The organism is Saccharothrix sp. (genome assembly GCF_031180885.1).
GTDB lineage: Bacteria > Actinomycetota > Actinomycetes > Mycobacteriales > Pseudonocardiaceae > Actinosynnema.
This window is the reverse complement of the sequence record NZ_JAPSLK010000046.1, coordinates 1-25,851: the sequence shown is the minus strand read 5'-3', so window position 1 is coordinate 25,851 and position 25,851 is coordinate 1. Positions and strand designations below refer to the sequence as shown.

Annotated in this window: 29 protein-coding genes and 1 pseudogene; 20 read left to right on the top strand and 10 right to left on the bottom strand. The window is 72.3% G+C overall.

Annotated elements, in window-relative coordinates:
* Nucleotides 1-134 precede the first annotated feature (134 nt).
* Together RIN75_RS33530 and RIN75_RS33525 are read left to right on the top strand one after the other, a co-directional pair.
* The gene (locus RIN75_RS33530; protein WP_309116089.1) at nt 135-443 is read left to right on the top strand and encodes a metalloregulator ArsR/SmtB family transcription factor; all 309 of its coding nucleotides are present in this window, start codon (nt 135-137) and stop codon (nt 441-443) included.
* Nucleotides 440-1,300: an SRPBCC family protein gene (locus RIN75_RS33525; protein WP_309116088.1), complete on the top strand. Its 861-nt coding sequence runs from the start codon at nt 440-442 to the stop codon at nt 1,298-1,300. The genes RIN75_RS33530 and RIN75_RS33525 overlap by 4 nt, the downstream gene beginning before the upstream one ends.
* Here RIN75_RS33525 and RIN75_RS33520 read toward each other — a convergent pair.
* Nucleotides 1,282-2,121: an ADP-ribosylglycohydrolase family protein gene (locus RIN75_RS33520; protein WP_309116087.1), complete on the bottom strand. Its 840-nt coding sequence runs from the start codon at nt 2,119-2,121 to the stop codon at nt 1,282-1,284. The two genes, RIN75_RS33525 and RIN75_RS33520, sit on opposite strands and share 19 nt — an antisense overlap.
* A gap of 157 nt (nt 2,122-2,278) precedes the next feature.
* Here RIN75_RS33520 and RIN75_RS33515 point away from each other — a divergent pair, with 157 nt between their 5' ends.
* Complete coding sequence (locus RIN75_RS33515) at nt 2,279-2,986, top strand: trypsin-like serine protease (protein ID WP_375296056.1); 708 nt, start codon at nt 2,279-2,281, stop codon at nt 2,984-2,986.
* On the opposite strand, the gene RIN75_RS33510 is transcribed toward RIN75_RS33515, so the two are convergent.
* The 3 genes and pseudogenes from RIN75_RS33510 to RIN75_RS33500 all read right to left on the bottom strand — a co-directional run bounded on the left by RIN75_RS33510 (nt 2,987) and on the right by RIN75_RS33500 (nt 5,921).
* Complete coding sequence (locus tag RIN75_RS33510) at nt 2,987-3,613, bottom strand: choice-of-anchor A family protein (protein WP_309116086.1); 627 nt, start codon at nt 3,611-3,613, stop codon at nt 2,987-2,989.
* Nucleotides 3,614-3,732: 119 nt separating this feature from the next.
* Nucleotides 3,733-4,314, bottom strand: a pseudogene (locus RIN75_RS33505) (choice-of-anchor A family protein); the annotation flags it as partial.
* A gap of 212 nt (nt 4,315-4,526) precedes the next feature.
* The gene (locus RIN75_RS33500) at nt 4,527-5,921 is read right to left on the bottom strand and encodes an MFS transporter (protein ID WP_309116085.1); all 1,395 of its coding nucleotides are present in this window, start codon (nt 5,919-5,921) and stop codon (nt 4,527-4,529) included.
* Between the two features lie 125 nt (nt 5,922-6,046).
* On the opposite strand from RIN75_RS33500, the gene RIN75_RS33495 reads away from it, so the two are divergent.
* On the top strand, nt 6,047-6,739 hold the full coding sequence (locus tag RIN75_RS33495) for a TetR/AcrR family transcriptional regulator (RefSeq protein ID WP_309116084.1): 693 nt from the start codon (nt 6,047-6,049) through the stop codon (nt 6,737-6,739).
* Here RIN75_RS33495 and RIN75_RS33490 read toward each other — a convergent pair.
* The gene (locus tag RIN75_RS33490; protein WP_309116083.1) at nt 6,732-7,760 is read right to left on the bottom strand and encodes a DNA polymerase IV; all 1,029 of its coding nucleotides are present in this window, start codon (nt 7,758-7,760) and stop codon (nt 6,732-6,734) included. The two genes, RIN75_RS33495 and RIN75_RS33490, sit on opposite strands and share 8 nt — an antisense overlap.
* A gap of 32 nt (nt 7,761-7,792) precedes the next feature.
* Between RIN75_RS33490 and RIN75_RS33485 the strand changes: the two genes are divergently transcribed.
* The 8 genes from RIN75_RS33485 (at nt 7,793) to RIN75_RS33450 (ending at nt 11,969) form a co-directional block, all read left to right on the top strand.
* Nucleotides 7,793-8,200 (top strand): helix-turn-helix transcriptional regulator, encoded by a 408-nt coding sequence (locus RIN75_RS33485; protein WP_309116082.1) that lies wholly within the window; start codon nt 7,793-7,795, stop codon nt 8,198-8,200.
* A gap of 23 nt (nt 8,201-8,223) precedes the next feature.
* Complete coding sequence (locus RIN75_RS33480; protein WP_309116081.1) at nt 8,224-8,628, top strand: VOC family protein; 405 nt, start codon at nt 8,224-8,226, stop codon at nt 8,626-8,628.
* 40 nt (nt 8,629-8,668) lie between these two features.
* Nucleotides 8,669-9,112 carry a DUF309 domain-containing protein gene (locus RIN75_RS33475; RefSeq protein ID WP_309116080.1) on the top strand — a complete coding sequence of 148 codons (444 nt, stop codon included), beginning with the start codon at nt 8,669-8,671 and terminating at the stop codon, nt 9,110-9,112.
* 312 nt (nt 9,113-9,424) lie between these two features.
* The gene (locus RIN75_RS33470; RefSeq protein ID WP_309116079.1) at nt 9,425-9,709 is read left to right on the top strand and encodes a GNAT family N-acetyltransferase; all 285 of its coding nucleotides are present in this window, start codon (nt 9,425-9,427) and stop codon (nt 9,707-9,709) included.
* A gap of 80 nt (nt 9,710-9,789) precedes the next feature.
* Nucleotides 9,790-9,969: a hypothetical protein gene (locus RIN75_RS33465; protein ID WP_309116078.1), complete on the top strand. Its 180-nt coding sequence runs from the start codon at nt 9,790-9,792 to the stop codon at nt 9,967-9,969.
* Between the two features lie 85 nt (nt 9,970-10,054).
* Entirely contained in the window at nt 10,055-10,474 is a 420-nt protein-coding gene (locus RIN75_RS33460) for an SRPBCC family protein (protein WP_309116077.1), read from the top strand.
* A 63-nt stretch (nt 10,475-10,537) separates the two neighbouring features.
* A complete protein-coding gene (locus tag RIN75_RS33455; RefSeq protein WP_309116076.1) occupies nt 10,538-11,173 on the top strand; it encodes a Pr6Pr family membrane protein in 636 nt (211 codons plus the stop codon).
* A gap of 31 nt (nt 11,174-11,204) precedes the next feature.
* Nucleotides 11,205-11,969 carry an EI24 domain-containing protein gene (locus tag RIN75_RS33450; protein WP_309116126.1) on the top strand — a complete coding sequence of 255 codons (765 nt, stop codon included), beginning with the start codon at nt 11,205-11,207 and terminating at the stop codon, nt 11,967-11,969.
* On the opposite strand, the gene RIN75_RS33445 is transcribed toward RIN75_RS33450, so the two are convergent.
* Nucleotides 11,962-13,860 carry a beta-propeller domain-containing protein gene (locus RIN75_RS33445; protein WP_309116075.1) on the bottom strand — a complete coding sequence of 633 codons (1,899 nt, stop codon included), beginning with the start codon at nt 13,858-13,860 and terminating at the stop codon, nt 11,962-11,964. The genes RIN75_RS33450 and RIN75_RS33445 overlap by 8 nt on opposite strands.
* A gap of 307 nt (nt 13,861-14,167) precedes the next feature.
* Between RIN75_RS33445 and RIN75_RS33440 the strand changes: the two genes are divergently transcribed.
* From RIN75_RS33440 to RIN75_RS33425, 4 genes are all read left to right on the top strand, one after another.
* Nucleotides 14,168-14,536, top strand: a complete 369-nt coding sequence (locus RIN75_RS33440) for an FKBP-type peptidyl-prolyl cis-trans isomerase (RefSeq protein WP_309116074.1) — start codon at nt 14,168-14,170, stop codon at nt 14,534-14,536.
* Between the two features lie 110 nt (nt 14,537-14,646).
* Nucleotides 14,647-15,195 (top strand): YbaB/EbfC family DNA-binding protein, encoded by a 549-nt coding sequence (locus RIN75_RS33435; RefSeq protein ID WP_309116073.1) that lies wholly within the window; start codon nt 14,647-14,649, stop codon nt 15,193-15,195.
* Between the two features lie 52 nt (nt 15,196-15,247).
* Nucleotides 15,248-15,550, top strand: coding sequence for a type VII secretion target (locus RIN75_RS33430; protein ID WP_309116072.1), 303 nt, complete (start codon nt 15,248-15,250; stop codon nt 15,548-15,550).
* Between the two features lie 93 nt (nt 15,551-15,643).
* Nucleotides 15,644-16,474, top strand: a complete 831-nt coding sequence (locus RIN75_RS33425; protein ID WP_309116071.1) for a hypothetical protein — start codon at nt 15,644-15,646, stop codon at nt 16,472-16,474.
* A 138-nt stretch (nt 16,475-16,612) separates the two neighbouring features.
* Here RIN75_RS33425 and RIN75_RS33420 read toward each other — a convergent pair whose 3' ends face one another.
* Nucleotides 16,613-17,764: a glycosyltransferase 87 family protein gene (locus RIN75_RS33420; protein WP_309116070.1), complete on the bottom strand. Its 1,152-nt coding sequence runs from the start codon at nt 17,762-17,764 to the stop codon at nt 16,613-16,615.
* Between the two features lie 187 nt (nt 17,765-17,951).
* On the opposite strand from RIN75_RS33420, the gene RIN75_RS33415 reads away from it, so the two are divergent.
* The 3 genes from RIN75_RS33415 to RIN75_RS33405 are packed head-to-tail and all read left to right on the top strand — an operon-like array spanning nt 17,952 to nt 20,137.
* Nucleotides 17,952-18,536, top strand: a complete 585-nt coding sequence (locus tag RIN75_RS33415) for a DNA-binding protein (protein ID WP_309116069.1) — start codon at nt 17,952-17,954, stop codon at nt 18,534-18,536.
* A 25-nt stretch (nt 18,537-18,561) separates the two neighbouring features.
* Complete coding sequence (locus RIN75_RS33410) at nt 18,562-19,218, top strand: RES family NAD+ phosphorylase (RefSeq protein ID WP_309116068.1); 657 nt, start codon at nt 18,562-18,564, stop codon at nt 19,216-19,218.
* 10 nt (nt 19,219-19,228) lie between these two features.
* Complete coding sequence (locus RIN75_RS33405) at nt 19,229-20,137, top strand: DUF1028 domain-containing protein (protein ID WP_309116067.1); 909 nt, start codon at nt 19,229-19,231, stop codon at nt 20,135-20,137.
* 18 nt (nt 20,138-20,155) lie between these two features.
* Here RIN75_RS33405 and RIN75_RS33400 read toward each other — a convergent pair whose 3' ends face one another.
* Together RIN75_RS33400 and RIN75_RS33395 are read right to left on the bottom strand one after the other, a co-directional pair.
* On the bottom strand, nt 20,156-20,710 hold the full coding sequence (locus RIN75_RS33400; protein ID WP_309116066.1) for a GNAT family N-acetyltransferase: 555 nt from the start codon (nt 20,708-20,710) through the stop codon (nt 20,156-20,158).
* Between the two features lie 266 nt (nt 20,711-20,976).
* Nucleotides 20,977-22,881, bottom strand: a complete 1,905-nt coding sequence (locus RIN75_RS33395; protein ID WP_309116065.1) for a S9 family peptidase — start codon at nt 22,879-22,881, stop codon at nt 20,977-20,979.
* 238 nt (nt 22,882-23,119) lie between these two features.
* Here RIN75_RS33395 and RIN75_RS33390 point away from each other — a divergent pair, with 238 nt between their 5' ends.
* Complete coding sequence (locus tag RIN75_RS33390; RefSeq protein ID WP_309116064.1) at nt 23,120-23,716, top strand: MmpS family transport accessory protein; 597 nt, start codon at nt 23,120-23,122, stop codon at nt 23,714-23,716.
* Nucleotides 23,717-23,810: 94 nt separating this feature from the next.
* Here the strand turns inward: RIN75_RS33390 and RIN75_RS33385 are convergent, their stop codons facing one another.
* The gene (locus RIN75_RS33385) at nt 23,811-25,550 is read right to left on the bottom strand and encodes a BTAD domain-containing putative transcriptional regulator (RefSeq protein ID WP_309116063.1); all 1,740 of its coding nucleotides are present in this window, start codon (nt 25,548-25,550) and stop codon (nt 23,811-23,813) included.
* Nucleotides 25,551-25,851 lie beyond the last annotated feature (301 nt).

The following is a 25,851-nucleotide window of genomic DNA, read 5'->3' as shown; positions in this document are numbered from 1 at the left end:
GGTCCTCCGGTGGACGGTGAACGGGGTGCGCGGTCGTGCCGCGTCGAGGAGTCGCACCGGGGTTGAGGCGCCTCCTTGCACCCTAACCGGTGATCCAGTGGCGACTCATATGCTTATCTGGTTATATAGCCGTCGTGGCATCCACGTTCGCCGTGCTGGCCGACCCGCACCGCCGCGAGATCCTCGACGTGCTGCGCGCGGGCGAGCGGCCGGTCAACGACCTGGTCGACCTGCTCGCCCTCACCCAGCCCGCCGTGTCCAAGCACCTGCGGGTGCTGCGCGAGGCCGGGCTGGTCGAGGTGCGACGGGACGCGCAGCGGCGCTGGTACCGGCTGCGGCCCGAGCCGCTGGCCGAGGTCGACGCGTGGCTCGCGCCGTACCGGCGGATGTGGGAGCACAGCCTGGACGCACTCGAACGGCGATTGGACGTGATGGACCGATGAGCGCCGAACTGCGCCGCGTCGACGGCAAGCCCGTGCTGCGGTTCGAACGCCTCCTGCGGCACCCGCCCGAGAAGGTGTGGCGGGCGGTCACCGAACCGGGTGAGCTCGCGCACTGGTTCCCGGCGGCCGTGGAGATCGACGACCGCGCGCTGCGGTTCACCTTCCCGGACGGCAGCGGCAGCGACGGCGAGGTGCTGGAGTTCGACCCGCCGAAGGTCTTCGCGTTCCGCTGGAGCACCGACGTGCTGAGGTTCGAGCTGCTCCCCCACGACGACGGCTGCCTCCTGGTGTTCACGCACGTCCTGGGGTCCGAGCCGAGCGCGGGACGCACCGCGGCGGGCTGGGACACGTGCTTCGCCGCGTTGGAAGCGTCCCTGGCCGGCGAGGAGTTCGCGCAGCCCACCGACTGGCTGGGCCCGATGGAGCGCTACGTCCGCGAGTTCGGCCTGGACGAGGGCCGGGTCGACGGGACGACCGTGCGGTTCGTCCGCGACCTGGTGTGGAAGCCGCTGGACGAGGTGTGGGCGCTGTTCACCGAGGGGTCGGACGACCTGCCCGTGCGCGCCTGGAACCCGGACGTGCCGCCCGGCCCGGTGACCGCCCGGGAGGAACCCCGGCTGCTGGAGTTCGACTCGCCGACCGGCCGGGTGCGGTGGGCGTTCCGGCACGACCCGGAGCAGGGCACTTCCGTCGAGCTGACGCACACCGTGCGGGACCCGGCGTTCGTGCCGACCGCGCTCGCCGCGTGGCACGTGCACCTGGAGCTGTTCTTCGCGGCCACGTTCGGCGAGGTCCGCGGGCCGTGGCCGGCGGACCGGGTCGCCGAGCTGACCGACCGCTACGCCACTCGCGGCTGATCCAGCCGGGCGTCCAGCTTCGCCAGGTGGTCGCGGCCGTACGGGCCGTTCTCCAAGCCGTCCACCAGGACCGCCGGCAGGTCCGCGGGCAGGACGTGCGAGGCGGCGGCCAGGGCGACGGTCGCGACCGTGTCCACGTCTCCGGTGAACGCCACGCAGGCCCGCAGGACCTCGCTCTGCGTGCCCTGCCCGGCCAGCGCGGTCAACGCCGCTCGCACGCTCATCACACCCTTCGAGCCGACCGCGCCGTGCCACGGTCGCGCCCACACCGGTGCGCCGAGCCGGTCCGCGATCCACGCGCCCACCTCGGCCACCGGACCCAGCCGGTACCGGCAGTAGTGCACGGCCAGCGCGGCGGCCGACGCGGACGCGATCCCGTCCGGCGTGTCGTGCGTGACCCGGGCCTGCACCCGCGTCCGGTCCAGCACTTCGTCCACAGTGGACAGCAGACCGGCGGGGGCGGCCCGCATGGCCGCGCCGCTCTTGTCGCTGTCGGGCCGGATGCGGGCCAGGAAGTCCGCGCCCGTGCGCACTTCGGCGAGGAAGGCCTGGAAGCCGCGCGCGTAACCGGGGCGCGGGTCGCGGTGGAACGCGTCCACGAACCGCTCGGCGATCGTCTCCGGTGTCCACGGGTCGCCGTCGGCGAGCAGTTCGGCCAACGCGAGCGTCAGCTGGGTGTCGTCGGTGTACGCGCCGGGCCGCAGCCCGTGCCTCGGGTGCCGGACGTAGCCGGCCAGGGTGTTGTGCGCGGCGACGAAACCCGGTTCGGCGTACTCGAAACCCGCGCCGTACGCGTCCCCGACCGCCAACTCGACGAGCACCTTCGACCCTCCGTCCGGGTCCGACCGAACGGCGTCGTAATGCCGCGCTATGACCGAGTCGGTATGTCCCGTTTCACACTATTGGCTGGTAATACTCGTTGTCGACCAAAGACGCCCTGTGCGCGAGAAATCGCGTGTCTTTCGGAAACGAGGAACCTTGCGAATCACCAGGTTGATCCCTGCGCTCGCAGCCGCTCTGCTGTCCCTGCTCGCCCTGGCGCCGACCGGTTCGGCCGCGCCCGCGAACGACGGTGGCGTGTCGCCGTACATCATCGGCGGCGGCTACGCGTCCAACGCGCCGTGGGCGGCACGGCTGTTCTCCAACGGCCGGCAGACGTGCACCGCGACGATCATCGCCCCCACGTGGATCCTGACCGCCCGGCACTGCGTCGGCGGTGGCGGCCTGTCGTTCCGGATCGGCAGCCTCGACCAGACGACCGGCGGCACCGTGGCCAACGGCGTCCAGACCTACAACCACTCTGCGGACATCTCCCTGGTCCGGCTCGACCGCTCGGTCTCGGCCACCTACGCCCGCCTCGCCTCGACCGGCCCGTCGGCCGGCACGACGGTGCAGGTCTACGGGTGGGGCGCGACCTCGCGGTGCGGCTCCGAGATCAACTGCCAGTCCCGCTACCTGAAGGTCGCCAACGTCGTCGTGTCCGGCGCGTGCACCGACGCCTACGGCGGCAGCGCGATCTGCGCCCGCCGCGGCGACGGCATCACCGCGGGCGGCGACTCGGGTGGTCCGATGATGTACAACGGCGTGCAGATCGGCGTGGCGTCCACGAGCGACCGCCAGACCACGACCGCGTACACCAACGTCACCCGCTACCGCTCCTGGATCCAGTCCATCGCCGGCGTCTGATCAACGCCGCACCGGCCCGCCCGCCCCTGCGCGGGCGGGCCGTTCTTCTTCCCAGCCGCGCCGCCTGCGCCCGATCAGGGCGAGCAGGGCCGTGCCGCTGAACAGCAGCATCCCGCCGACCATGACGAACGGCGCCAGTTCCTTGCCCGTGCTCGCCAACTCGCCGTCCCCCAGCGGGACCGCGGTCGTCGTGGTGACGGTCGCCGGCCCGGTCGTCGTCGCAGCGGTCGTAGTCGTAGTGCCGCCGCCAGTCGTGGTGGTGGCGTCGGTCGTCGTGGTCGTGTCCGTCGTGGTCGTCGTGGTTGTCGATTGGCAGGACGGCAAGTCCCCCGTGAACGGGTACGCGTGGAACTCGTTGCCGGTGCCGCCGCCGGACCCGCCGTGGGTCAGGGAGCCCGTGGTGAAGAAGCGCCCGTTGACGCCGGGCATGGTCACCGTCGTCATGCTCGCCGGGTTGCCGACCAGCACACTGCCCTGGAACTGCGCGCCCCCGGCCAACTCGACCGTCGTCGCCGTGGGGAAGTTCCACAGCAGCCGCTCGCGCATGGAGTTGAGCTGCCCGCCGTCGGCGATCTCGCCCGTGTAGGTGGCGATCTTGCGGGCGTCGCCGACGAGGTTGACCAGCACGGTCGCCCCGTCCGGGATGCCCGTGAACACCAACCCTGCTGCCCGCCGGAATTGCCGACCTGGTCGAGGTCCACATTGAACGCTTGGAGCGCGGACGTCCCGTCACCCGTGAACAGGGTCTGGTAGTTCTGGTTGACCGCCGTGCCCGTGGCAGTGGCCGAGGCGTAGCAGGTGCTGGCCGTGGTCAGTTCCGCCGACAGGCCCGCGTAGGGCTTGAACGCGTCGGGGTCGGGCTTGTCGGTGCCGGTGTAGGTGCCGGTCAACGCGCCCGCGTAATGGATGTTGCCGCCCTCGGCGAGCAGTTTCCGGCCGTCCGCGACGGTCACCGAGCCGCCGCTGACCAGGAAGTCCGACCCGGGCGGCGGTGGCACGCGCGAGCCCACACCGACGAGGCCGACGTTGTCGGACGGTGACGCTCCGGCCGCCTTGTTCTGGTCGAAGTTCCCGCCCACCACGACCAGTCCCTCGGCCTCGGCCGCGCTCGCCCGGACCAGGTAGTCGCCGCCGACGAACACGTTGACCGCTTCGTCGTAGCCGGCGATGCCGCCGTTGTGGATCGGCGGGTACGGGTCGGGGCACTGCGGGCCGAGGCACGGCCCGAGCCCGCCCGGCAGCGGGTCGGCGGTGCCGGTTCCGGTGAGCGCGACCGCCGTGACCAGGGCGACCGCGCCGAGGACACCGAGCAGGTGGGTGCGGGACATGCGCTCGATGCTCTGTGCCGGCCACGCTCCGCACGCGGGGACACCCCGGCTTACCCCGTCGGGGGTGACGAAAAGCCCCCGACGGGGTGACTTGCCGCAACCCCGGCCGAACTCGCTCACGACTAGCGGTCCGGCACCACATACGACCTGTTGGACGCTCGCGTATTTCCCAGCCGCGAAACCGCGCGAGCGTCCAACAGGTTCATACGCGGTCAGCGCCGGGCGGCGAGCCCGAGTCCGACGACCACCGTGGCCAGGCCCGCGACCAGCGCCGCGCCCGCAGTGCCCGCCGACGTGCCGGCGATGGCGACCAGCACCGCGAGCCCCATCGCACCGCCGACCTGCTGCGCCGTGGTGGCGACGGCCGACGCGACCCCTTCCTGACCCGCGTCCACCCCCGCCGACGCGGTGATGAACATGGCCGGGAACGTCAGACCACCGCCGATCCCCCACACCACCAGCCCGGGCAGCAACACCCAGAACCCGCCCTGCACAGCCATTCCCGCCGCGAGCAACCCGATGCCGACCCCGTTGCCGACCATCCCGACGACCAGCGCGCGCCGCACACCCCACCGGGCGATCACCGGCCCGAGGAGCTTGAGCGAGGCGGTCATGGACACCAGCGTCAGCGGCAGGAACACCAGCCCGGCGGCCAGCGGCCGATACCCGAGAACGTCCTGGAGATACGTGGTGGTCAGGTAGTACGCGCCACCGAGCGAACTCTGGAACACCAGGATCACGCCGATCGCGGTCAGCAACGCCCGGTTCCCCAGCAGCCGGGTCGGCACCAACGGCTCCCGCGTGCGCCTCTCGACCAGCAGGAACACCCCGAACACCACCAGCCCGGCCAGCACGGTCACCCCGCCCCGCACCCACCCGGTCTCCGGTCCGGTGACCAGCCCCAGCACCAACAACACCGACGCGGCCGTGGCCAACAACGTCCCCACCACGTCAAACCCGGGCTTTTCCGCCGGTACCCCGTCGGACTCTGCCGCCAGCCCGTGGGACTCTGCCGCCAGCCCGTGGAACTCTGTCGGTACCCCGTGGGACGATGGAGCCGGGGGCCGGAGGCCACGCGGGTCCGCAGCCAGCACGAACGGCGCGAGCACGGCCGCGCCCAGCGCGAGCGGCACCATCACCAGCAGCACCCATTCCCAGCCCCACGCGTCGGTCAGCACCCCGCCGAGCAGCGCCCCCACCGCGAGCCCGCCACTGCCGGCGGCGCCCCACACCGACAGGGCCCGGTTGCGCTCCGGCCCCTCGGCGAACCCCGACCCGATCAACGCCAGCGTCGCCGGCGTCAGCAACGCCCCACCCAGGCCCTGCGCGGCCCGCGCCGCCACCAGCACGCCCTGGTCGACGGCCAGCCCACCGGCCAGGCACGCGAGCCCGAACAGCACCAGCCCGCCGACGAACGCCCGCCGCGCGCCGAGCCGGTCCACCACCCGCCCGCCGAACAGCAGGAAACCGCCGAGCCCGACCGCGTACGCGCTGAGCACCCATTGCAGGGACTGCGCGGAGAACCCGAGCGCGCGGCCGACGTCGGGCAGCGCGACGAACACGATGTTGTAGTCCATCGCCACGATGAACTGCGCGAATGCCAGCAAGTAGATCCGCGGGCCCGTGCGTGGGCGTGCGGCGACCCCAGACATCAAGATGTACTCCGTATTTTTACTGCACGGCGTATAGTTGCAATATGCCGCACAGTACAGCAACGCTGTAGAGTGTCAACATGGCTGTCCAGGTGCTCAGCAGGCGGGCGCGGCTGCGCGCAGAGACGTCCGCCGAGATCCGCGCGACCGCGCTCAAGCTCATGGCCGAAGGCGGCCCGGACGCGATCTCCCTGCGCGCCATCGCCCGCGAGATGGGCATGACCGCCAACGCGATCTACGGCTACTACCCGACCCGTGACGACCTGGTCACCACGCTCATCGGCGAGGTCTACGGCGACCTCGTCCGCCAAGCCGAAGCCGCGCGCGACGCCGCCGACGGTCCCGCGGCCCGCCTCCTGGCGTGGGCGCGCGCGTTCCGCGAGTGGTCGCTGGCGAACCCGGAGGGCTTCCGGCTCATCTACGGCGACCCCGTCCCCGGCTACCAGCCGCCCCCGGAGGGCATCGAACCCGAGCAACGGGCCTGCGCCGACCTCGTCGAGCTGGTCGTCGCCGCCTGGCCGACCGCCGCCGCCACCCAGTCCCACGGCGACCACCGCTGGGAGGACTTCGACCCGCACGTCACCGCGGACCTGCGCGCCGAGCACCCCGACCTGCCGCCCGCCGCCGTCGCGCTGGCGCTGCGCGTGTGGGGTCGCATGCACGGCCTGGTCACGCTGGAGGTCTACGGCCGGCTGCGCGCCCAGACCATGCAACCGGGCAAGCTCTACGAAGCCGAACTGGACGACCTGGTCCGCTCGCTGGGCCTCAACTAGCGAACTCCACCCGCACGCCCAGCAACCGCACGGGCCGGTCGTCGTCGAACCGCTCCCACGCGGCCAGCGCAGCTTGCTCGACGGGTCCGGCGTCCAGCGTCGGCCCGGCCAACGTCACCCCGCGCGTGTAGGTGAAGAACGGCGCGAACCGGGCCTTCACCACCACCCGCACCACCGGGCGTCCCTCGGCCTTCACGTCCTCCGCCACCCGCCGCGCCAACGCCGCCACCTGCTCCCGGATCTCGTCCCGCGAGGTCAGGTCGTGCTGGAACGTCGTCTCCCGGCTCCGCGACCGGGCGACCCACGGCGTCGCGGTGACCTCGGTGTCCCCCGCGCCCAGCGCCAGCCGGTGGAAGTACGGCCCCATCGCCGGCCCGAACCGCGCCGCCAGCTCAGCCGGGTCGCTCCGGGCCAGCTCCTCGACCGTGCCGATGCCCAGTTCGGCGAGCTTCTTCGCGGTCCGCGACCCGATCCCCCACAGCGCCGTCACCGGCTTCGCGGCCATGACCGGGACCCAGTTCTCCCTGGTCAGGCGGTAGATCCCGGCGGGTTTGGCGAACCCGGTGGCGAGCTTGGCGCGCAGCTTGTTGTCCCCGATCCCCACCGAGCACGACAGGCCGGTCTCGGACTCGACCCGGGACCGCACGGTGGCCGCCAACGCCTCCGGGTCGTCGGTGCGCGCGCCCAGGAACGCCTCGTCCCACCCGATCACCTCGACCACCACGGGCAGTTCCCGCAGCACGTCCATCACGTGCGCCGACACCGCCTCGTACGCGGCCGGGTCGGAGGGCAGGAACACCGCGTCCGGGCACTTGCGCACGGCGATCTTCAGCGGCATCCCCGAGTGCACGCCGAACTCGCGGGCCTCGTAGGACGCGGTCGCCACCACGGCGCGCTCGGTCGGGTCGCCGTTGCCGCCGACGACCACCGGCCTGCCCTTCAACTCGGGCCGCCGCGCGACCTCGACCGCCGCGATGAACTGGTCGAGGTCCACGTGCAGGACCCAGTCCGGTTCGGACACAACCGCCAGTATGGGCGTGGGATGCTGCTCGTGTGACCCCGGAGGAACTCGCCCACCTGCGACGGGCCAGGGACCTCATGGACCGGGAGTACGCCCGGCCGCTGGACGTGCCCGCCATGGCGCGCGCCGCGCTGATGTCCACTTCGCACTTCGCCCGGCAGTTCAAGGCCGCGTACGGGGAGACGCCCTACAACTACCTGATGACCCGACGCATCGAACGCGCCAAAGCCCTGCTGCGGCGCGGGGACATGTCGGTCACCGACGTCTGCATGGCGGTCGGCTGCACCTCGCTCGGGTCGTTCAGCACGCGGTTCACCGAGCTGGTCGGCGAGTCCCCCAGCGCTTACCGGGCGCGGGACCACTCGGTGTCCGCCGCCGTGCCGAGTTGCTGGGTCAAGCACGCCGACCGCCCAAGCAGATTTCGAGAAGCACGCCCCTGACCTGCGGCGTTAGCGTCGCGGCCATGAAGCTCTCGCACACTTTCATCCAGGTGCACGACCAGGACGCCGCCCTCGCCTTCTACCGGGACGTCATCGGCCTCAAGCCGTGCGTCGACGCCGACATGGGCGAGTGGCGGTGGCTCACGCTCACCCCGCCCGAGCAGCCGGACGTCCAGATCGCGCTGTGCAACCCGATCATGGCCCGCTCGCCCGAGGACGCCGTGACCGTCCGGGAACTGCTCGCCAAGGGCGCGCTGGACGGGGTGATCTTCCAGGTGGACGACGTGGACGGCACGTTCGAGCGGATCCGCGCGGCGGGCGCGGAGGTCGTCCAGGAGCCCATCGACCAGCCCTACGGAGTGCGGGACTGCTCGTTCCGCGACCCGTCGGGCAACCAGGTCCGGTTCTCCAGCGGGCAGAAGGGCTGACGGGTGCGCGTGGACGGCCGGTCGTGACACGATCAAGGCCATGACCGGCAGTCCGCGCGACCGCGACGACGCGGGCCGGGCCCGCAACGCCCGCCCGCGCGACGGCCTGGGCCGTCCCCTCCCGTACGACGCTCCGGGCGTGGAGCGCCAGCCCGAAGGCGTGCCCCGCACACCCGAGGAGTCGTTGACCGAGGCGCAACGGCTGTTGGACGACGGCAAGCCGTTCCACGCGCACGAGGTCTTGGAGGACGCGTGGAAGTCCGCGCCCGAGCCCGAGCGGGAACTGTGGCGGGGCCTGGCCCAGTTGGCCGTCGGTCTGACCCACGCGGCCCGCGGCAACGCCAGGGGCGCGCAGTCCCTCGTGGACCGCGGCGCGCGCAACATCGAGCCGTACCGGGACGACCCGCCGCACGGCGTGGACGTGGCCGGACTGGTGGCGTGGGCGCGAGCCGGCGGTTCCGGCACGCCCCGCCTGAAGGCGTAACCGTGCTGATCGGGCCCTACCGCGACGCCGACCGGGCCGCCGTGGGCGACATCTGCGTGCGCACCGCCGACGCGGGCGGCGACTCGAGTCACCTCTACCCAGACCTGGAGCTGATGCCCAGCATCTTCGCCTGGCCGTACGCGGAACTGGAGCCCGAGCCGGCCTTCGTCGCCGACGACGGCAACCGCGCCGTCGGCTACGTCCTGGGCACCTCCGACACCCGGCGTTCGTCGACCGCTTCACCACCGACTGGCTCCCCAAGGTCAGCGACCGCTTCCCGCTGGTCGACCCGCCGGTCACCCCACCGACGAGATGGTGTGGCTCCTGCACCACCCGGAACGCATGGTCATCCCCGCGCTGGCGGACTACCCGGCGCACCTGCACATCGACCTGCTGCCCGACCACCAGCGCTCCGGCCACGGGCGGCGCTTGATGGAAGCCTTCCTGGACGCGTTGACCCGCAAGGGCGTACCGGGCGTGCACCTGGGGACGCTCACCGTGAACACCCCGGCCCGCGCGTTCTACGACCGCCTGGGTTTCCACGAGATCGACGTGCCCGACCGCGGCCCGCTGACCTACCTGGGTCTGCACCTCTGACCGGGAATTGCTCCGAACGCCTGCTTGGCGGGGTTGTCGGCGGGGTAGACGACGGTCAACAACTCCCCAAGGAGGCTCCCGTGTTCGCGATCATCGCCGCGGTCATCTTCGGTCTCGCCCTCCTGCTCGACCTGGCCAACGCCTCACTCGGCACCGTCGACGGCGGCACCCTCCTCATGGCCGGCCTGCTGTGCGTCGCCCTCCACCTGGCAGGCGTGGGCACAGGCGCCCGCGCCTTCTCCTTCCGCCGCCGCCGCTGACCTCCCACGCGGTGTCGCGTCCGGACCCGGCTGTTCGACGTCCCCTGCGCGAGCCGGGTCCGCAGTGGAGGATGACGGAATGGACGTGACTGCTCGACGCACGATCGCTCGCCCACCCGAGCAGGTCGCCGCATATGCCATGGACTGGCACCACGACCACGAGTGGACACAGGGCATCAAGCGGGCCGAACTCACCACCCCCGCTCCCGGCGGCGGCTTCGGCGTCGGGGCCGAGGTGACCCGGACCGCCCACTTCCTGGGCCGCCGCATCGACTACGTGTTGCGCGTCGAGGCCCACGAACCCCCGACGCTCCTCGACATGCGCTCGGTCGCGGGCCCGTTCCCCATGCACGTGACCTACCGCTTCGACCCCGCCCCGGAGGGCACGGCCGCGTCGATCCGGGTCCAGGGCGGGAGCTACCGGCTGCTCGAACCCCTCATGGCCTGGTTCGTGCGCAACAACCTCCGCAAGGATCTCCGCGATCTGGCCGAAAGAGTCGGCTGACCCGCGCGCCACGACGTTCCTCGACCGGGCGAGCCGACTTATCGCCGGGTAACGTAAGCGATCATGGACGTTCGGCGCGGGTGGTTCGGCTTCACGGCGTTGGTGGTGCTGGTCGGCTTGGTCGTGCAGATCGTGGTGACGGCCGGGATCAACTCCGGCCGCTTCCCCGACCTGGGGTCGCGCCTGTTCACCCTCTTCTCCTACTTCACCATCCAGTCCAACGTCCTGGTCCTGATCACCAGCGCGCTGCTGGCCGCGAACCCGGACCGCCCGTCCACCCTGTTCCGCACGCTGCGCCTGGACGGCGTCCTGGCCATCGCCGTGACCGGTGTCGTGTTCCACCTCGTCCTCAAAGGTCTGTTCGAACTGACCGGCGCGGCGGCGTTCGCGGACTTCCTGCTGCACACCATGTCCCCCGTGCTGTGCGTGGTCGGGTGGCTGGCGTTCGGCCCGCGCGGCGCGATCAACGGGCGGGTGATCGGGTGTTCGGTGGTGTTGCCGTTGGCGTGGCTGGCGTTCACGCTCGTACGGGGTGCGGTGATCGACTGGTACCCGTACGCGTTCGTCAACGTCACCGAGCTGGGCTACGGCCGGGTCCTGGTCAACTGCACCGCCGTCGCCGTGCTGTTCCTGGGCCTGGCGGCGGGCGCGCTGTGGCTGGACCGCCTGATGTCCCGCAAGCAGGCCCCGGTGGCGTAGCCGCGGCGGTTATGCTCCGCCGGTGATCAGGGTGCTGCGCGACTTCTCCACCGGTGTCGGACTGCTCGCCAAGGGCTTCGGGCTGGTGTTCCGCTCGCCCCGGCTGCTGCTGATCGGCGCCATCCCGGCGCTGATCACCACGGTCCTGCTGATCGGCAGCGTCGTCGCGCTCGGCATGTGGATCGACGACATCGCCGCGTGGGCGACCCCGTTCGCCGACGACTGGAACGAGTCCCTGCGCACGGCGACCCGCGTGGTGGCGGGCGCGTCGATCATCGGCGCGTTCCTGGCCGTGGGGCTGCTGCTGTTCTCGGCGATCACGCTGATCATCGGCGGGCCGTTCTACGAGCACATCGCGGAGACCATCGAGGACGAGCACCTGGGTGGCGTGCCGGAGTCGCAGAAGGTGAGCTGGGCGCGGGCGGCCGGTGTCGGCATCCGGGACGCGATCCTCTTGGTGGGGCTGGCGATCCTGTGCGCGATCCCGTTGTTCGCGGCCGGGTTCATCCCCGTGGTGGGGCAGACCGTGGTGCCGGTGATCGCGGTGTGCGTGAACGCGACCCTGCTCGGCATCGAGCTGACCGGCATCCCGTTCACCCGGCGCGGGCTCAAGCTCGGCGTGCGGCGGCGGGTCCTGCGCAGCCGGCGGGCCGTGACGCTCGGGTTCGCCGTGCCGACCTACCTGCTGTGCCTGATCCCGTTGGCGGCGCTGGTGGTCTTCCCGGCGGCGATGGCAGGCGGCACGGTCCTCGCGCACCGCCTGCTCACCGGGACCCTGGACCAGAAGGTCAGGTGAACGGGATCCAGGCCTGCTGGGCCAGCCCGTCCAGCTTGCTGACCTGGAGCCCCGCGGTCGACGCCGTCCACAGGTCGTCGCCCACCACGAACGCCCGCCGGACACCGTCGTAGCCGGTGGCGGCCTGCTGCCGGACCGTGCCGACCTCGGTGAAGCTGTTGCCCTGCAAGCGGAGCACGAGCACACCGCTGGTGGGCGGCTCGACCGGCTTCTCCCGCGTCGGGTAGGTCATGACCGGCACGACCACGAGGTCCTTCCAGTGCAGGAAGGCGTGCGGGTCGAACTCGACCTCGGAGTGCCCGCCCGGCAGGTGGTGCCCGGCGACCTTCTTGGGGTTCGCGGCGTCGGAGACGTCGAACAGCGACACCTGCGTGCCCTGGATGCGGCCCTGGTCGTCGGCTTCCTGCCCGACGCCGATCAGCCGGCCGTCGCCCGCCGGGTGCAGGTAGGCGGAGTAGCCGGTGATCTTCAGCTCGCCGACCTTGCGCGGCTTGGTCGGGTCGGACAGGTCGAGGGTGTAGAGCGGGTCGGTCTGGCGGAAGGTGACGACGTAGCCCACGGGTCCGATGAAGCGGACGCTGTAGATGCGTTCGCCGATGCCCAGTCCGTCGACCTTGCCGACCTCTTTGAGGGTCGAGCCCTCTTTCTTGAGGACGCTGACGGCGCTTTGCGAGGCGGGTGGCTGTTCGGGGATGCCGGCGGCGTTGTTGGCGGTCGTGGCGATGCGCAGGTGGCCGTCGTGCTCGGACAGCGAGTACTGGTTGAGCGGGCTGCCGGTGACCTGGCCGGAGGCGACGTGCTTGGGCGGTCCGGGCTGGGAGATGTCGAACTGGTGGATCGCCGTGACGCCCGGGGTGCGGTTCTGGTTGGGGACCAGGTGGTGGTCGTCGGCGACGTAGAGGGACTTGTCGGTGGCGTAGACCGTGTCGCCGTCGGCGAGGATCGAGACCGCGTCGCCGGTGCCGAGGTCGCCGGGGAAGTCGAAGGTGAGGACGGAGAGCATCGAGGTGCCGGAGTGGGTTTCCGGGTGGCTGACGCGTTCGCAGGCGACCAGGGTGCCGCTGGACTTCTTGTTGTCCTCGGTGAGTTCGTACTTGGGCAGCCAGGACTCGATGGGGGCGGTGGCGGCGATCTCGCGGTTGCGGATGAGCGCTTCGGCCTCGGAGCGGATGCCGTCCGGGTAGACCCAGGGCAGGCGGGGGCTGGAGTGGACGACGACGCGGACGACGTCCCCGATCTGGCGGGCGTCGAGGTAGCGGCCGTCGACGGTGAGGGAGCCGATGACCTTGGTCTCCTTCAGGTCGACCAGGGTGATCGTGGAGCCTTGCGCGGGCGCGAAGCCGGGGTCGACGATGCCGCGTTCAAGGACCATCGTCGAGCCCGCCACCACCAGGGCGCGGTCGCCGCGGACGAGCAGTTGGGAGGCGTGGCCGGAGGGGAGGTCGAGGGTGCCGGTGAGGGCGCGGGAGGCCACGTCCACCACGCGGAGCTTGCCGTCGACCACGCTGACGACCCTGGTGCCGTCGGTCTTCACGAGGTCGGGCTCGTCGACGCCTTGCTCGTGGACGTTGGTGGTGGAGTGCTCTTTCGCTTCTTGAGCCTCTGGCGGGGCGGCTTGGCGGGCGTCCGCGGACTGGACGTCCCCTTCGGCGAACAGCAGGCTCCTGTTGCCGAGCCCGTACACCCCGACATGCGGCTTGGCCGCGGTTCTGAGTCCGTCCAGCGCGGCCCCGCAGCCGTCGTAGGCGACCAACGCGACCGGCACGTTCTCCACCGGCAGGGTGGGCTGTCCGTTCCGGGTGGACGGCACAGCGGAAGCCGCCACAACCCCCACAACCACCGCCGCCCCACCCACCAGGGCCGCCCGCCTACCCCAACTCCATCGCGTCATGCCCCCAGGACGGAGGCGGGGCACCGGTCCGTTGCGCCGCTCCCCACATTTCGGGCGCGGGATGTGTAGACACGGCCGGCATCCCCGCCGGGACTTCGCCTCCACCCGCCCCAGCCCATGCGTCCACACGCACGCCCGCGCCGCCCGACCCGCGCCTGCCCGCGCCGCCCGACCCGCCCAACCCACGCCGGCCCACGTCAGCCCAGGCCAGCGCATGGAGCGGCGTGGGGGGTGTGGGTCGTGGGGCCGGGTGGAGCAGGGCGTGGTTGACTCGGGTGGCAACGATTCCGATCGGTAGGAGAACGTCATGACCAAGCCCGTGGTCGAGCCGCACGTCGGGCCTGCGCCCGCGGACCTGGTGGTCGAGGACATCACCGTTGGCGAAGGGCCCGAGGCCCAGTCGGGTCAGCTCGTGCACGTGCACTACGTCGGCGTGTCCCACTCCACCGGCGAGCAGTTCGACGCTTCCTGGGACCGCGGCGAGGCGTTCAGCTTCCCCCTCGGCGGCGGCCGGGTCATCGCCGGGTGGGACCGCGGTGTGGCCGGGATGAAGGTGGGTGGCCGGCGCAAGCTCGTCATCCCGCCGCACCTGGGTTACGGCGACCGCGGCGCGGGCGGGGTCATCAAGCCGGGTGAGACATTGATCTTCGTGGTGGACCTGCTCGGCGTCAACTGAAAGCCCGCGGTTCCAGCCTGCGGCGGGCGGTCCGGTGCCACCACGAAGGGGAACCGGACCGCCTGCCGGCGCGTCTGAAACAGACAGAGAACGACGAGGGGGAACAGGCAGTGCCCGAGGACATCGGCGGCTCGGAGCGGATGCTCCAGCAGTGGCAGCAGAGCATCCAGCAGAAGGCCGACCGCTACCAGGAGATGGCCACCCGCGTGCAGGGGCTGTCGATCTCCGAGGCGTCCAAGGACGGCCAGATCCGGCTCACCATCGGGTCCAACGGCATCCTCCAGCACCTGGAGATCTCCGAAGCCGCGGGCGGCAAGCGGATGGCCGAGGTCGCCGGCGAGATCATGCGGACCCTGCAACGGGCGCAGTCGCGCATCCCGGAGCTGCTCCAGCAGGCCATGGCCGAGACCATCGGCACCCAGGACGAGACGGCGAACGTCCTGTTCAACGAGGCCAAGAAGAACTTCCCGGCCCCGCCCTCGGACGACCCGCCGGCCGCCCACCAGCGCGCCCAGGAGATCCGGTTCGGCATCGAGGACGACGACCAGCCGCCGCCCGGACCGCGGCACGCCGCGCCGCCACCGCCGCAGCCGAACCGCCGGCCGCCGCGTCCCCAGGACGAGGACGACGACTTCGGCGGACAATCCTTCCTGCGGTGAGTCCGCGATGAACCACGGGGAACCGCGAAAGAACTGATCGGGGGATGAACGCATGACCGGCTACGAGATCGTCTCGGACACGCTCGACGCGCACGGCAGGGAACTGGCCGACCTCAGCTCGCGCATCCAGACCGCGATCGACGCGGCCCGCACCGTGAGCATGCCCACCGACGCCTACGGCATCATCTGCCAACCCTTCCGCATGATGCTCGACCCGGTGGAGCAGTGGGGCCTGGACGCGCTCGGCGAAGCCGTCGAGGCCATGGAAGCCTCGGGCCGCGAGGTGAAGAACACCGTCGAGCAGTACCGCGAGATGGAGAACTCCATCAGCGACAGCTTCAAGACCTCCGGCTGACCCGCGGGCTCACCCAACCGGACCACGGCGCTCCCGCATCGACGTTAAGATCAGCCCGCACTGTGCGGGGGGAGCCGAAGGGGTGTTCGACGCATGAGCCAGCCAGCCACACCGCTGTCCGAGCAGGAGCAGCAGCAGCTCGTCCGGCGGATCGGCCGGGCGATGCTGCCCGCGCTCCCGCAGGGCTGGCAGCGGGTGCGGGCCGAGTACCGGGCCGCCGGCCGGCACATCGAGGTGGACCTCGCGTTCGCCGGGCCGGACGGCCAGTGGCGCCCGGTGCGCCCGCCGATGGAGGTCGTGCAGCTGTTCGGCCAGCTCCGCGCCGGGATGTACCAGGCGGACCGGGGCACGTGGCTCTCCGCGGTCTACGAGATCGAGCAGCCGGGCACGTTCTCGGTCGACTTCGACGCCGAGGACGAGCCGCACTGGCGCAACGCCCCGCCGGTGATCGGCTTCCAGGACGAGCTGCGCACCTTCCCGCGCGCCGACGACCGCATCCCGGACTGGCTGCGGCAGCGCGTCGGCCTCCCGCCGCGGGTGGAGGTCGTGCCGCCGGGTGAGCTGCGCACCGCACACGTCTACGACGGCCGCGACGACGCCGGGCGCCCGGTGGTGAACCGGCAGACGGTGAACCCGCAACTGCGCGAGGCGCTGCTGGCGTACCTGGAGGCGGCGCCGGTCGTGCTGGCGGCGCGGAACCTGGACGTGGACGAGTTCGCGCCGGGCGAGCAGGACGTGCCGCTGAACTTCCGCACCGACGGCACCTGGATCTGGGCCGGCGCGGTGCCGCACTACCTGCGCAAGCACGGCCTGCCGCCGGAGCCCGCGCTGATCCGCCACATCGTGGACCGCAACTTCGCGGTGGCCGAGGTGGACGAGGCGACCCGGGACCGCGCGGTCGCCCTCATCACCGGCGGCAGCTGACCCGACGACCCGCACCGGCCACCGCCGGCGCGGGGGGCGCGGCCGATGATCAACTGTCGTACCCCCGTGGGACAATGGAATCGGGGGCCGGAGGCCGCCGGGCGCATCGGAACCGGGCGCCGGAGGCCGCCGGGCGCGTCAGTCGACCAGCGCCGGTTCGCGCGGTGGCACCGGACGCCGGACGAGCAGGACCAGGACCGCGATCCCGACCCACACGTACGCGTTGCCGATGGCGTGCTGCCACCAGCTCCACCCCAGCTCCAGGTCCTTCTCGTGCGGCAGGAACCACATCGGCGCGACCAGGAACAGCGCCGCCGCCAACCCCGCCCACAGCCGGGACAGCGTGACCAGCAGGACCAACCCGGGCACCACCCACACCCAGTGGTGCGACCACGACACCGGCGACACCAGCAACCCGCCGACCGCCACGGCCAGCAACGCCGACACGTCGTCCTGCGCCCGCCGCACCGCGATCCACACCAGCGCCACCACGACCAGGCTCAACAGCCCCCACACCGCGGTCTCCGCGAACCCGGTGAACCCCAACCGGTGCACGACACCGCGCAAGGACTGGTTGCCGACGTACGCCAGCCCGCCGACGCGACCCGGGTCCAGCAGCGACTCCAGCCAGTACTGCTTGGTGTCGGTCGGCGCCACCGCGAACCCGACCAGACCGAACCCGACGAACGACAGGAACGCCGTCACCACCGGCCGGATCTGCTTGCGGGGCAGGAAGAACAGGACGAACACCGCCGGCGTCAGCTTGATCGCCGCGGCGAACCCGATCAGCAGGCCGCGCGGCCACTTCGTCTTGGGCAGCAGGCAGTCCAGGGCGACCAGGCCCATCAGCAGCAGGTTGATCTGGCCGAAGTCCAGCGTCTCGCGCACCGGCTCCAGCAGCACCGACCCGGCCGCGAACGCCAGCCCGACCAGCACGGCCTTCTCGCCGCGCCCGTGGACGTGCTGCGCCGTCACCACGCACACGGCGGTGAGCAGGCCCAACCCGACCGTGGTCCACACCAGCACCGCCGCCGGCCACGGCACCAGCGCCAGCACGCTGAACAGGAACGCGGCGATCGGCGGGTAGGTGAACGGCAGCGCGGGACCGTCGAGCGGCTTCGGGAACCCCTCCGCGTACAGGCGCACGCCCTCCAGCCACGCCTGCCCGCCGACCCGGTACACCCGCAGGTCGATCAGGCCGGTGCCGGACCGGAACAGGACGACGGCGAGGGCCGCGGCCATCACCAGCAACCACAGACCCAGCGCACGCTTGTCCGTGCGTACCGGCACCGCCACCTGACACCCCCGCAGTAGGTCAACCGGCGGCATCGTATCGACCAGGCCGGTGAGGCCGAGGTCACCATGCCCCACCTCGCACGTTTACGTACAGTGGCGAGATATGCGCGCTCAGTCGAGGCCGTGGGACATTCGGGGAATCCTTGCGCACAAAGGCGCACGCACGGGATACCCTGTGCGCATGAGTCCCGCGCTGGAGGCCGTCCTGGCCAAGGCAGGTCTGCAGGTCACGCCCGACGAGTTCCTCTCCCTCGTCGCGGACGCGGCCAAGCGGCTGGCCCCGCCGCACCCCGACCCCGCGGGCTACTTCACGCCCGACCAGCGGGACGCGCTGACCGACGTCGGCCTCGACCTCAGCCCGCACCACGCGGGCGACGACCAGCCGCGCGCCCGCACCGTCGTGGCGCACGCGGTGTTGCGGGACTCGGCGCTGACCGTCGCCGAGGCGGCCCGGCAGCTGGGCGTGGACACCAGCCGCATCCGGCACCGGCTCGGCGTGGGCCGGCTGGTCGGGTGGAAGGACCGCGGCTCGTGGCGGCTGCCCGCGTGGCAGTTCGCGGGCGGCGGGGTGCTGCCGGGGCTGGAGGCCGTGCTGGCCGCCGTCCCGAGCGACATGCCCGCGCTGGTCGTGGCCGGGTTCATGACCACCGAGCAGGAAGACCTCCTGGTCGAGGGCAGGCCCACCTCGCCGCGGGACTGGCTGCTCGCGGGCGGCGACCCGCGCCGCGTCACCGAGCAGGCCGCCCACCTGGGCACGCCCGCGTAAGCAGACGTCTCCCGACGGGATCTTCATGTCACGGCTCCCCCAGCCGCCCGCTCCTGCCGTGCTCCAGGCGAACCTGCGCCGCACCGAGGACGTCGTGGCGGTGCACCGCGCGACCCGCCTGGTGCGCATCTTCGCGGCCAAGGGCCTGCACCCGCAGCGCTGGAACAGCTTCCGCTACACCGGCCCGCTGCCGCACGCGCGCTTCGACACCCAGCCGCCCGCGCCGGACGGCTCGCCGACGCACGCGCACGACCAGGGCGTCCTGTACTTCGGGCTGTCCGTGCGGACCAGCGTCGCGGAGGTCTTCCAGGCCACGTCCGTGGTGGACCGCCGCACGCGCAGCCCGTTCCTGGTGGTGCTGCGCCCGCGCCGGACCCTGCGCCTGCTCGACCTCGCGGGCCTGTGGCCGACCCGGGTGGGCGCGTCGCAGGAGATCAGCTCGGGTCCCAAGGCGATGACCCAGCAGTGGGCGCGGGCGATCCGCGCGGCGTACCCGGAGCTGGACGGCCTGTGGTACCGGTCGTCGATGGACTCCGGCGACCCCGCGGTGTGCCTGTGGGACCCGCCGGGCGGCTCGGGCCTGCCCGCCGCGCCGGACGTCCTGCTGCCGCTGGAGCACCCCGGCCTCGACCTGCCGCTGGCGCGGGTGTGCGAGGAACTCAATTACACGCTTTTGGGCTGACCGCTTTGACATGATCGAGTTCGTGACTTACTCGATCGTGGCGCGCGATCCCTCGACGGGGTCGCTCGGTGTCGCCGTGCAGAGCGGGGTCCTGGCGATCGGCACGCGGGTGCCCGCCGCGCTGGCCGGGGTCGGCGCGGCGGTGGCGCAGGCCGGTTCGCACCTGTGGTGGCGGACGTCGTTGCTGGAGCTGGTGGCGTCGGGGATGACCGCCGAGCTGGCGGTGGCGGCGGTGGCGACCCAGCCCGAGGCCGCGGAAGCCCAGTTCGCGGTGGTCGACGCGACGGGCGGGGTGGCCGCGTTCACCGGCCCGGACTGCATCCCGGCCGCCGGGCACGCGCTGGGCGACGGGGTTTCGGTGCAGGCCAACATGATGGCGTCCGAGACGGTGTGGCCCGCGATGCTCGACGCCTACCGCTCGGCGTCCGGCGACCTGCCGTCGTGGCTGGTCGCGGCGCTGGCGGCGGCGGAACGGGAAGGCGGCGACGTCCGGGGTCCCCAGTCGGCGGCGCTGCTGGTGGTCGGGGCGGACCGGGGCGGGCTGCCGACCGGTGAGTGGGACGACCCGGTGTTCGACCTGCGCGTGGACGACTCGCGCGACCCGGTCGGCGACCTTGCCCGCCTGCTGACGACCGCCCGGGCACACCGGCACCTGATCCGCTCGGGCACGCCGGGTGTGCCGGAGGAGGACGCGGTGGAGTCCTTGCGGGCGGCGGCCGAGGGTGCGCCGGAGGACCCGTCGGCGTTGCGGTCGGCCGGCATCGGACTGGCCCTGCGCGGTCACCACGCCGAGGCGTTCCCGCTGCTCACCCGGGCGTTCGACCTGGAACCCCGGGCCGCCAGGTGGGCCCGAGCCGCCGCCCACCGAGCCGACAACGCGCACGGCGCCGCTCTACTGGCCTGGCTGGACTCTCGTTAGCCTTCGCGGTCTCGCGGCCTATCGAGCAACACGGGTGCGGCGCGGCATCGGGAGGAAGCGGCCGTAGCGGACCTCGGGGAGGTGCTGCTTGCCCAGTTCGTAGCGGTGGACCAGGCCGTCGTGGCGCCAGCCGTGGGACTCGTAGAACTCTCGGGTCTTCGCGTTGTCCTGGAAGACCCACAGCACGGCGTACCGGAAGCCCTGGTCCATCAGGTGCCGCACGCCGGCCTCGTGCACCTCGTGGCCCGCGCCCGTGCCGTGGAAGCGCGGGTCGGCGTAGATCGCGACCAGCTCGCCGGTGTGCAGGTCCGGGTGCGCGTCGGTGGACTCCCGGACCGCGTCGACCGCGCAGTACGCCCCGATCCGCCCGTCCTGGCCGACCGCGACGAACACCCGGCTGGGTTCGGGGAGCCGCAGGACGCGGGTCAGCGCGGGCAGCCTGCTCTCCGGCAGCATGCGGTCCAGCACCGGGTCGTCGACGATGCCCCGGTACGAGTGCTGCCAGGCGTCCACGTTGATCCTGGCGATCTCCGGGGCGTCGTCGGGCCGGGCGGCCCGCACTGTCCACTGCATCCGGTGAGCGTGCCGCAACTCCCACCACCTCCGCCGGCTTTCCCCGAACTCGGTCGCGCGCACACGACCGGTGGCGCCAGAGGGTAGCGGGCTCGCTCCGAAAAGCGACGGCGGCCTCCCCGCACTCGGAGAAGGCCGCCAGAACCACCGAAACTGTCGGTGCCTCCTGGGACGATGGAAACCGGGGGCCGCAGGCAACGCCTGCCCGCGAACCAGGACCGCGGGCAGGCGCTCACCGGCGCGGGCGACGACACCCCGCGGCGACCTCAGGACAGGTGACGACCCCACCAAGCGAGCACGTGGTCGAAGCGTTGCTTGCGGTGGCGGGGCTGGCCGGTGCGGGTGAGTTCGTGGCCCTCGCCCGGGAACAGCAGCATCTCCGCCTCGACCCCGTTGCGCCGCAGCGCCACGAACTGCCTTTGCGCCTGCTCCAGCGGGCACCGCCAGTCGTGCTCGGAGTGCACCACCATGAACGGGATCGACACCTTCTCCGCGTACGTCAACGGCGACATCGCCCGCTGCGTCTCCAGGTTCGGCCCGCAGTACGCCTCGGTGAAGAACCAGCCGATGTCCGACGACCCGGAGAACGAGTCCCACGCGTTGACCGCGCGCTCGCTCCACGCCGCCCGGAACCGCCCGCCGTGGTGCGCGGCCAGCCAGGACGTCATGAACCCGCCGTACGACCCGCCCATCACACCGACCCGGTCGGCGTCGAGGTCCGGCCGCTCCAGCGCCACGTCCAGCACCGACAGCACGTCGTCCACGTCCACCGTGCCGAACCCGCCGACCACGGACTGGCCGTGCGCCTGCCCGTACCCGGCGGACCCGCGCGGGTTGGGCAGCACGACCGCGTACCCGGCCGCCGCGTACACCTGGGCCTCGTCGAAGAACCCCCACCCGTGGTACATGAACGGGCCGCCGTGCACGACCAGCAGCACCGGGTGCGGACCCTCGCCCTCGGGCAGCACCAGCCAGCCGTGCACCGGGTAGCCGTCGGACGCGGACCCGGTCAACTCGACCGCCGGCCGCAGCGGCACGGTCGACCCGAACGACGTCAGCACGTCCCCGCCGACCCGCACGACCTCGCCGGTGTTGTCCGAGCGCGTCACGACCGCCACGACCACGTCGCCGTCCGCCGCGAACGACTTCACCTCGGCCCGCTCACCGGCCAGCGGCTCCAACCCGTCCAGCGGCACCTCGACACCGTCCGCCGGCACGCGCCGCAGCTCCACCGCGCCCCGGTTGCGCACCGCGACCAGCACGCCGGCGTCGGTCACCACGGGCGCGCCCGCCGCCCGCTCGCAGTCGACGCTCTCCAGCTCGGTGACCCGGGTCAGCTCACCACCGCTGAACCGCCACACGCTCATGTTCCGGGCCACGCTGTGCACGCCGGTGAACTCGCTGCCGTAGAACAGGATCCCGTCGCCGAACGCCACGGGGTGCGCCACGAGGCCCTTCGCGCGCACGCACAGCTCCGGCTCGCCGCCGGCCACAGGCACCCGGTAGACGTCCTGGTGCAAGGTCTCCACCGCACCCAGGTCGCGGTCGGCCACGAACACCAAAGCGGTGCCGTCGGCCGTCCACGCCGGGTCGGCCACGTTGAACGTGCCGTCGGTCAGCTCGACCGGCTCGGCCTCGGGGTCGAGCGCGTCGACGGTGAACAGGCGCGGGTGCCGGTCGCCGACGAAGCCGATGTCGTCGTAGCGGTAGTCCAGCCGCGTTATGTGGCGGGGCGCCTCGGACTCCGCGCTCCACGGCTCCTCGCCCTCGGCGATGGGCACGCCGTAGCGGCCGGCCTCGGGGACGCGGGTGGCGAAGGCGAGCTTCGTCGAGTCTGGCGACCACACGGGCGCGCCCGCGCCCAGCGGCAGGTCGGTGAGCCGCCGCGCGTCGCCGCCGGTCGCGGGCATGACGTGCAGCTGCGGCTTGTCGCCCTTCGCCGCGACGCGCAGGAAGGCGACCCAGCGGCCGTCCGGCGAGATGCGGGGGGCGAGGTCGCGTTCGCCCCAGGTCCAGCGCTGCGCGCCGGAGCCGTCGAGGGGCACGCGGTGCAGGCCGCCCCGGTAGGCGTTCGCGGTGAGGTCGGGCGTGGCGACGTTCACCAGGACGAGGTCGCCCTGGACCGACACCGAGCCGGGCAGGGTCAGCGACTTCAAGTCATCGGGGCGCACGAACACGGACGTTACCCCAGTGTTCGTTAGCAAGGCTCACGAGAAATTGACGCTCACAGTTCCGTCACGCAACGGGCCGACCCGGGTGCGGTGCGCGACCCGGCCCGCGGCTTTGTGCAACGCGTGTGTGCTCCGCGTGTGGTGGGCCTTGGCACGCTGTGCGACGCCCTTTCGAGCCGTTCTCACGATTTGCGCGGCCGGGGCGAATTCCGTTTCTCGCAATGAAAGTGAAGGACAAATGTCCCAGCAGACCTCCTACCCGCCCGTGCCCCCGTCCGCGCCCGTGCCGCCCAGGAACGGCCTGGGCACCGCCGGGTTCGTCCTCGGTGTGGTGGGGCTGGTGTTGTCGCCGATCCCGTTCATCGGGGTCGTCGCGTGGCCCCTGGTCATCCTGGGTCTGATCTTCTCCGCCGTCGGCATCGCCCGGGTGAGCAAGGGCAAGGCCAGCAACAAGGGCCTGTCCATCGCCGGTGTGGTGGCGTCCGTCCTGGGCCTGGGCGTGTGCATCACCTGGGTGTTCATCTTCAACGCCGCGGTCGACGAGGTGAAGCAGGAGGTCGAGCGGGTCGCCAAGGTCGACTACGAGGTGACCGGCGACGCCACCGACGTGGAGATCCTCTACGGCGAGGTGCTGGACCCGAAGTCGGAGACCGTGCCGGCGCTGCCGTGGACCAAGCAGGTGGAGAACAAGGGCGTCTTCAAGGGCGGCACGCTGACCGTCACGGCCGGCGAGAACGGCGGCACGGTGACCTGCAAGATCACCGTGGACGGCGCGGTGGTGTCCACCAAGACCGCGTCCGGCCCGTTCGCCACGGCCGCCTGCACCGGCACCTGATCGGACCGCACGGGCGAAGGGCGGGGGCCACCAGGTCCCCGCCCTTCTTGCGGTTCGGCGGCCCTTCTTGCGGTTCGGCGGCCCTTCTTGCGGTTCAGCGGCTTTCGAGCACGTAGAGGCGGAACAGCTCGGGCAATCGGTACAGCGGCTCGCCGGCCGGGTCGACACCCCGGGACAGCAGCAGCCCGGTCCGCATCAGCTCCTCGACGACGGCGTCCCCGTCGAGGTCGGTCAGGAGGTCGGCGACGTCCTGCTCCCGCACGTCCCGCGGCCCGAGCGCGGCGACCCGCTCCGCCGCCCACCGCGCGGGCGGGCACAGCCGCTGGTGGGCGTGCGCCAGCTCGGACCGCACCCCGCGCCCGTCCACGCTCAGCTCGTCCAGCCGCGCGCGTTCGTCGGCCAGCCGCTCGGCGAACGCCCCGATGCCCAGGTGGGCGCGTGCGGCGAGCCGGGTCGCCGCGATCCGCACCGCCAGCGGCAGGTGCCCGCACAGCCGCGCCACCTCGTCGGCCGCCGCTTCCTCGGCTGCCACCCGCTCGGGTCCGGCGACGGCCGCGAGCAGTTCCCGCGCGTCATCCGGGGTGAACGGGCCGACCGGGACCGGGGTCGCGCCCGCCAGGTCGTCCATGCGCTTTCGGGCGGTCACGAGGACCGCGCAGCCGGCGGTACCCGGCAGGAGGGCGCGCACCTGACCGGCGTGCGCGGCGTCGTCCAGCACGACCAGCACCCGCCGGTCGGCCAGCACCGCCCGCAACGTCGCCGCCCGCTCGGCCACGTCCTCCGGCACGTCGGTGTGCAGCGCCCGCAGCAGCCCGGCCAGCAGGTCACCCGGCGCGCGCGGGGCCGTCGAAGAGCCCTTGAGGTCCAGGAAGAGCTGGCCGTCGGGGAACCGGGTGCGCAGCTGGTGCGCGACCCGCACGGCCAACGCCGTCTTGCCCACGCCGGGCTGCCCGGCGAGCACCACCACCGGCACCGGTCCGTCCGAGGCGCTCAGCTCGGCGACCAGCCGCCCGACCTCGGCGCGCCGGCCGCGGAAGTCCGCGGTGTCCGGCGGGAGCTGGCAGATCGGGAACACCGGGGCCTGCGGGGCGGTCTGCGGCTCGGGCACGTCGCCGCGCAGGATCTCGCGGTGCAGGCGGCGCAGCGCCGGGCCGGGTTCCACGCCGACCGCCTCGACCAGCCGGTCCCGGGTGGTGCGGTAGGCGGCCAGCGCGTCGGCCTGCCGGCCCGCCGCGCACAGCGCGAGCATGAGATGGCGGCACAGCCGCTCCCGGGTCGGCTGCTCGGCGACCAGCGCCTCCAGCTCGGCGACCACCTCCACGTGCCGCCCGGCGTTCAACTCCGCCTCGAACCGGTCCTCGACCAGCAGCAGCCGGGTCGATTCGAGGTGCGAGATCTCCGGTTCCAGCGCGGGCGCGTCCAGGTCCAGCAGCGGCCGGTCGCGGAACAGCTCCAGCGCGCTCCGGTAGAGGTCGGCGGCCAGCGCGTGCTCACCGCGCCGCACGGCCAGCCGCGCGGCGTCCACCCGGCCGCGGAAGACCAGCAGGTCCAGGTCGGCCGGGTCGACGCGGGCGGTGTAGAGGCCGTCGGTGTGGTCGATGCGCAGGTCGGGCAGGCGCTCGCGCAGCCGGGACACGTAGGTGTGCAGGTTGGACAGGTACGACTTGGGCGGCTCGCCCTCCCACAGCGCGTCCACGAGCTGGTGCGCCGCAACGGGCCGGCCCGCGTGCACCAGCAGCACGGAAAGCAGGGTTCGCAGGCGTTTCCCGCGAATGGGCACCGGCGCACCGTCGGACGTGCGCACCGTGAGCGGCCCGAGAACTCCGAACTTCACCCGAACACCCTAGGGAGGGTGATCGTCACGAAGTAACTGATTCTTCGATGTATTTCGGAAAATTCCAACTAATCGGAAGATCACCACGAGCCGCGCGAGGAAATCCCCGGAAAAGCGCCGACCGGCAGCCCGACCAATGCCGACGACAGGGCACGGAGGTGGGGCGGACCAGGGCGGGTTGGCCGGGGCGGGTTGGCCGGGGCGGGTTGACCGGGGCGGGTTGACCGGGGCGGGTTGACCGGGGCGGGTTGACCGGGGCGGGTTGACCGGGGCGGGTTGGCCGGGGCGGGTTGACCGGGGC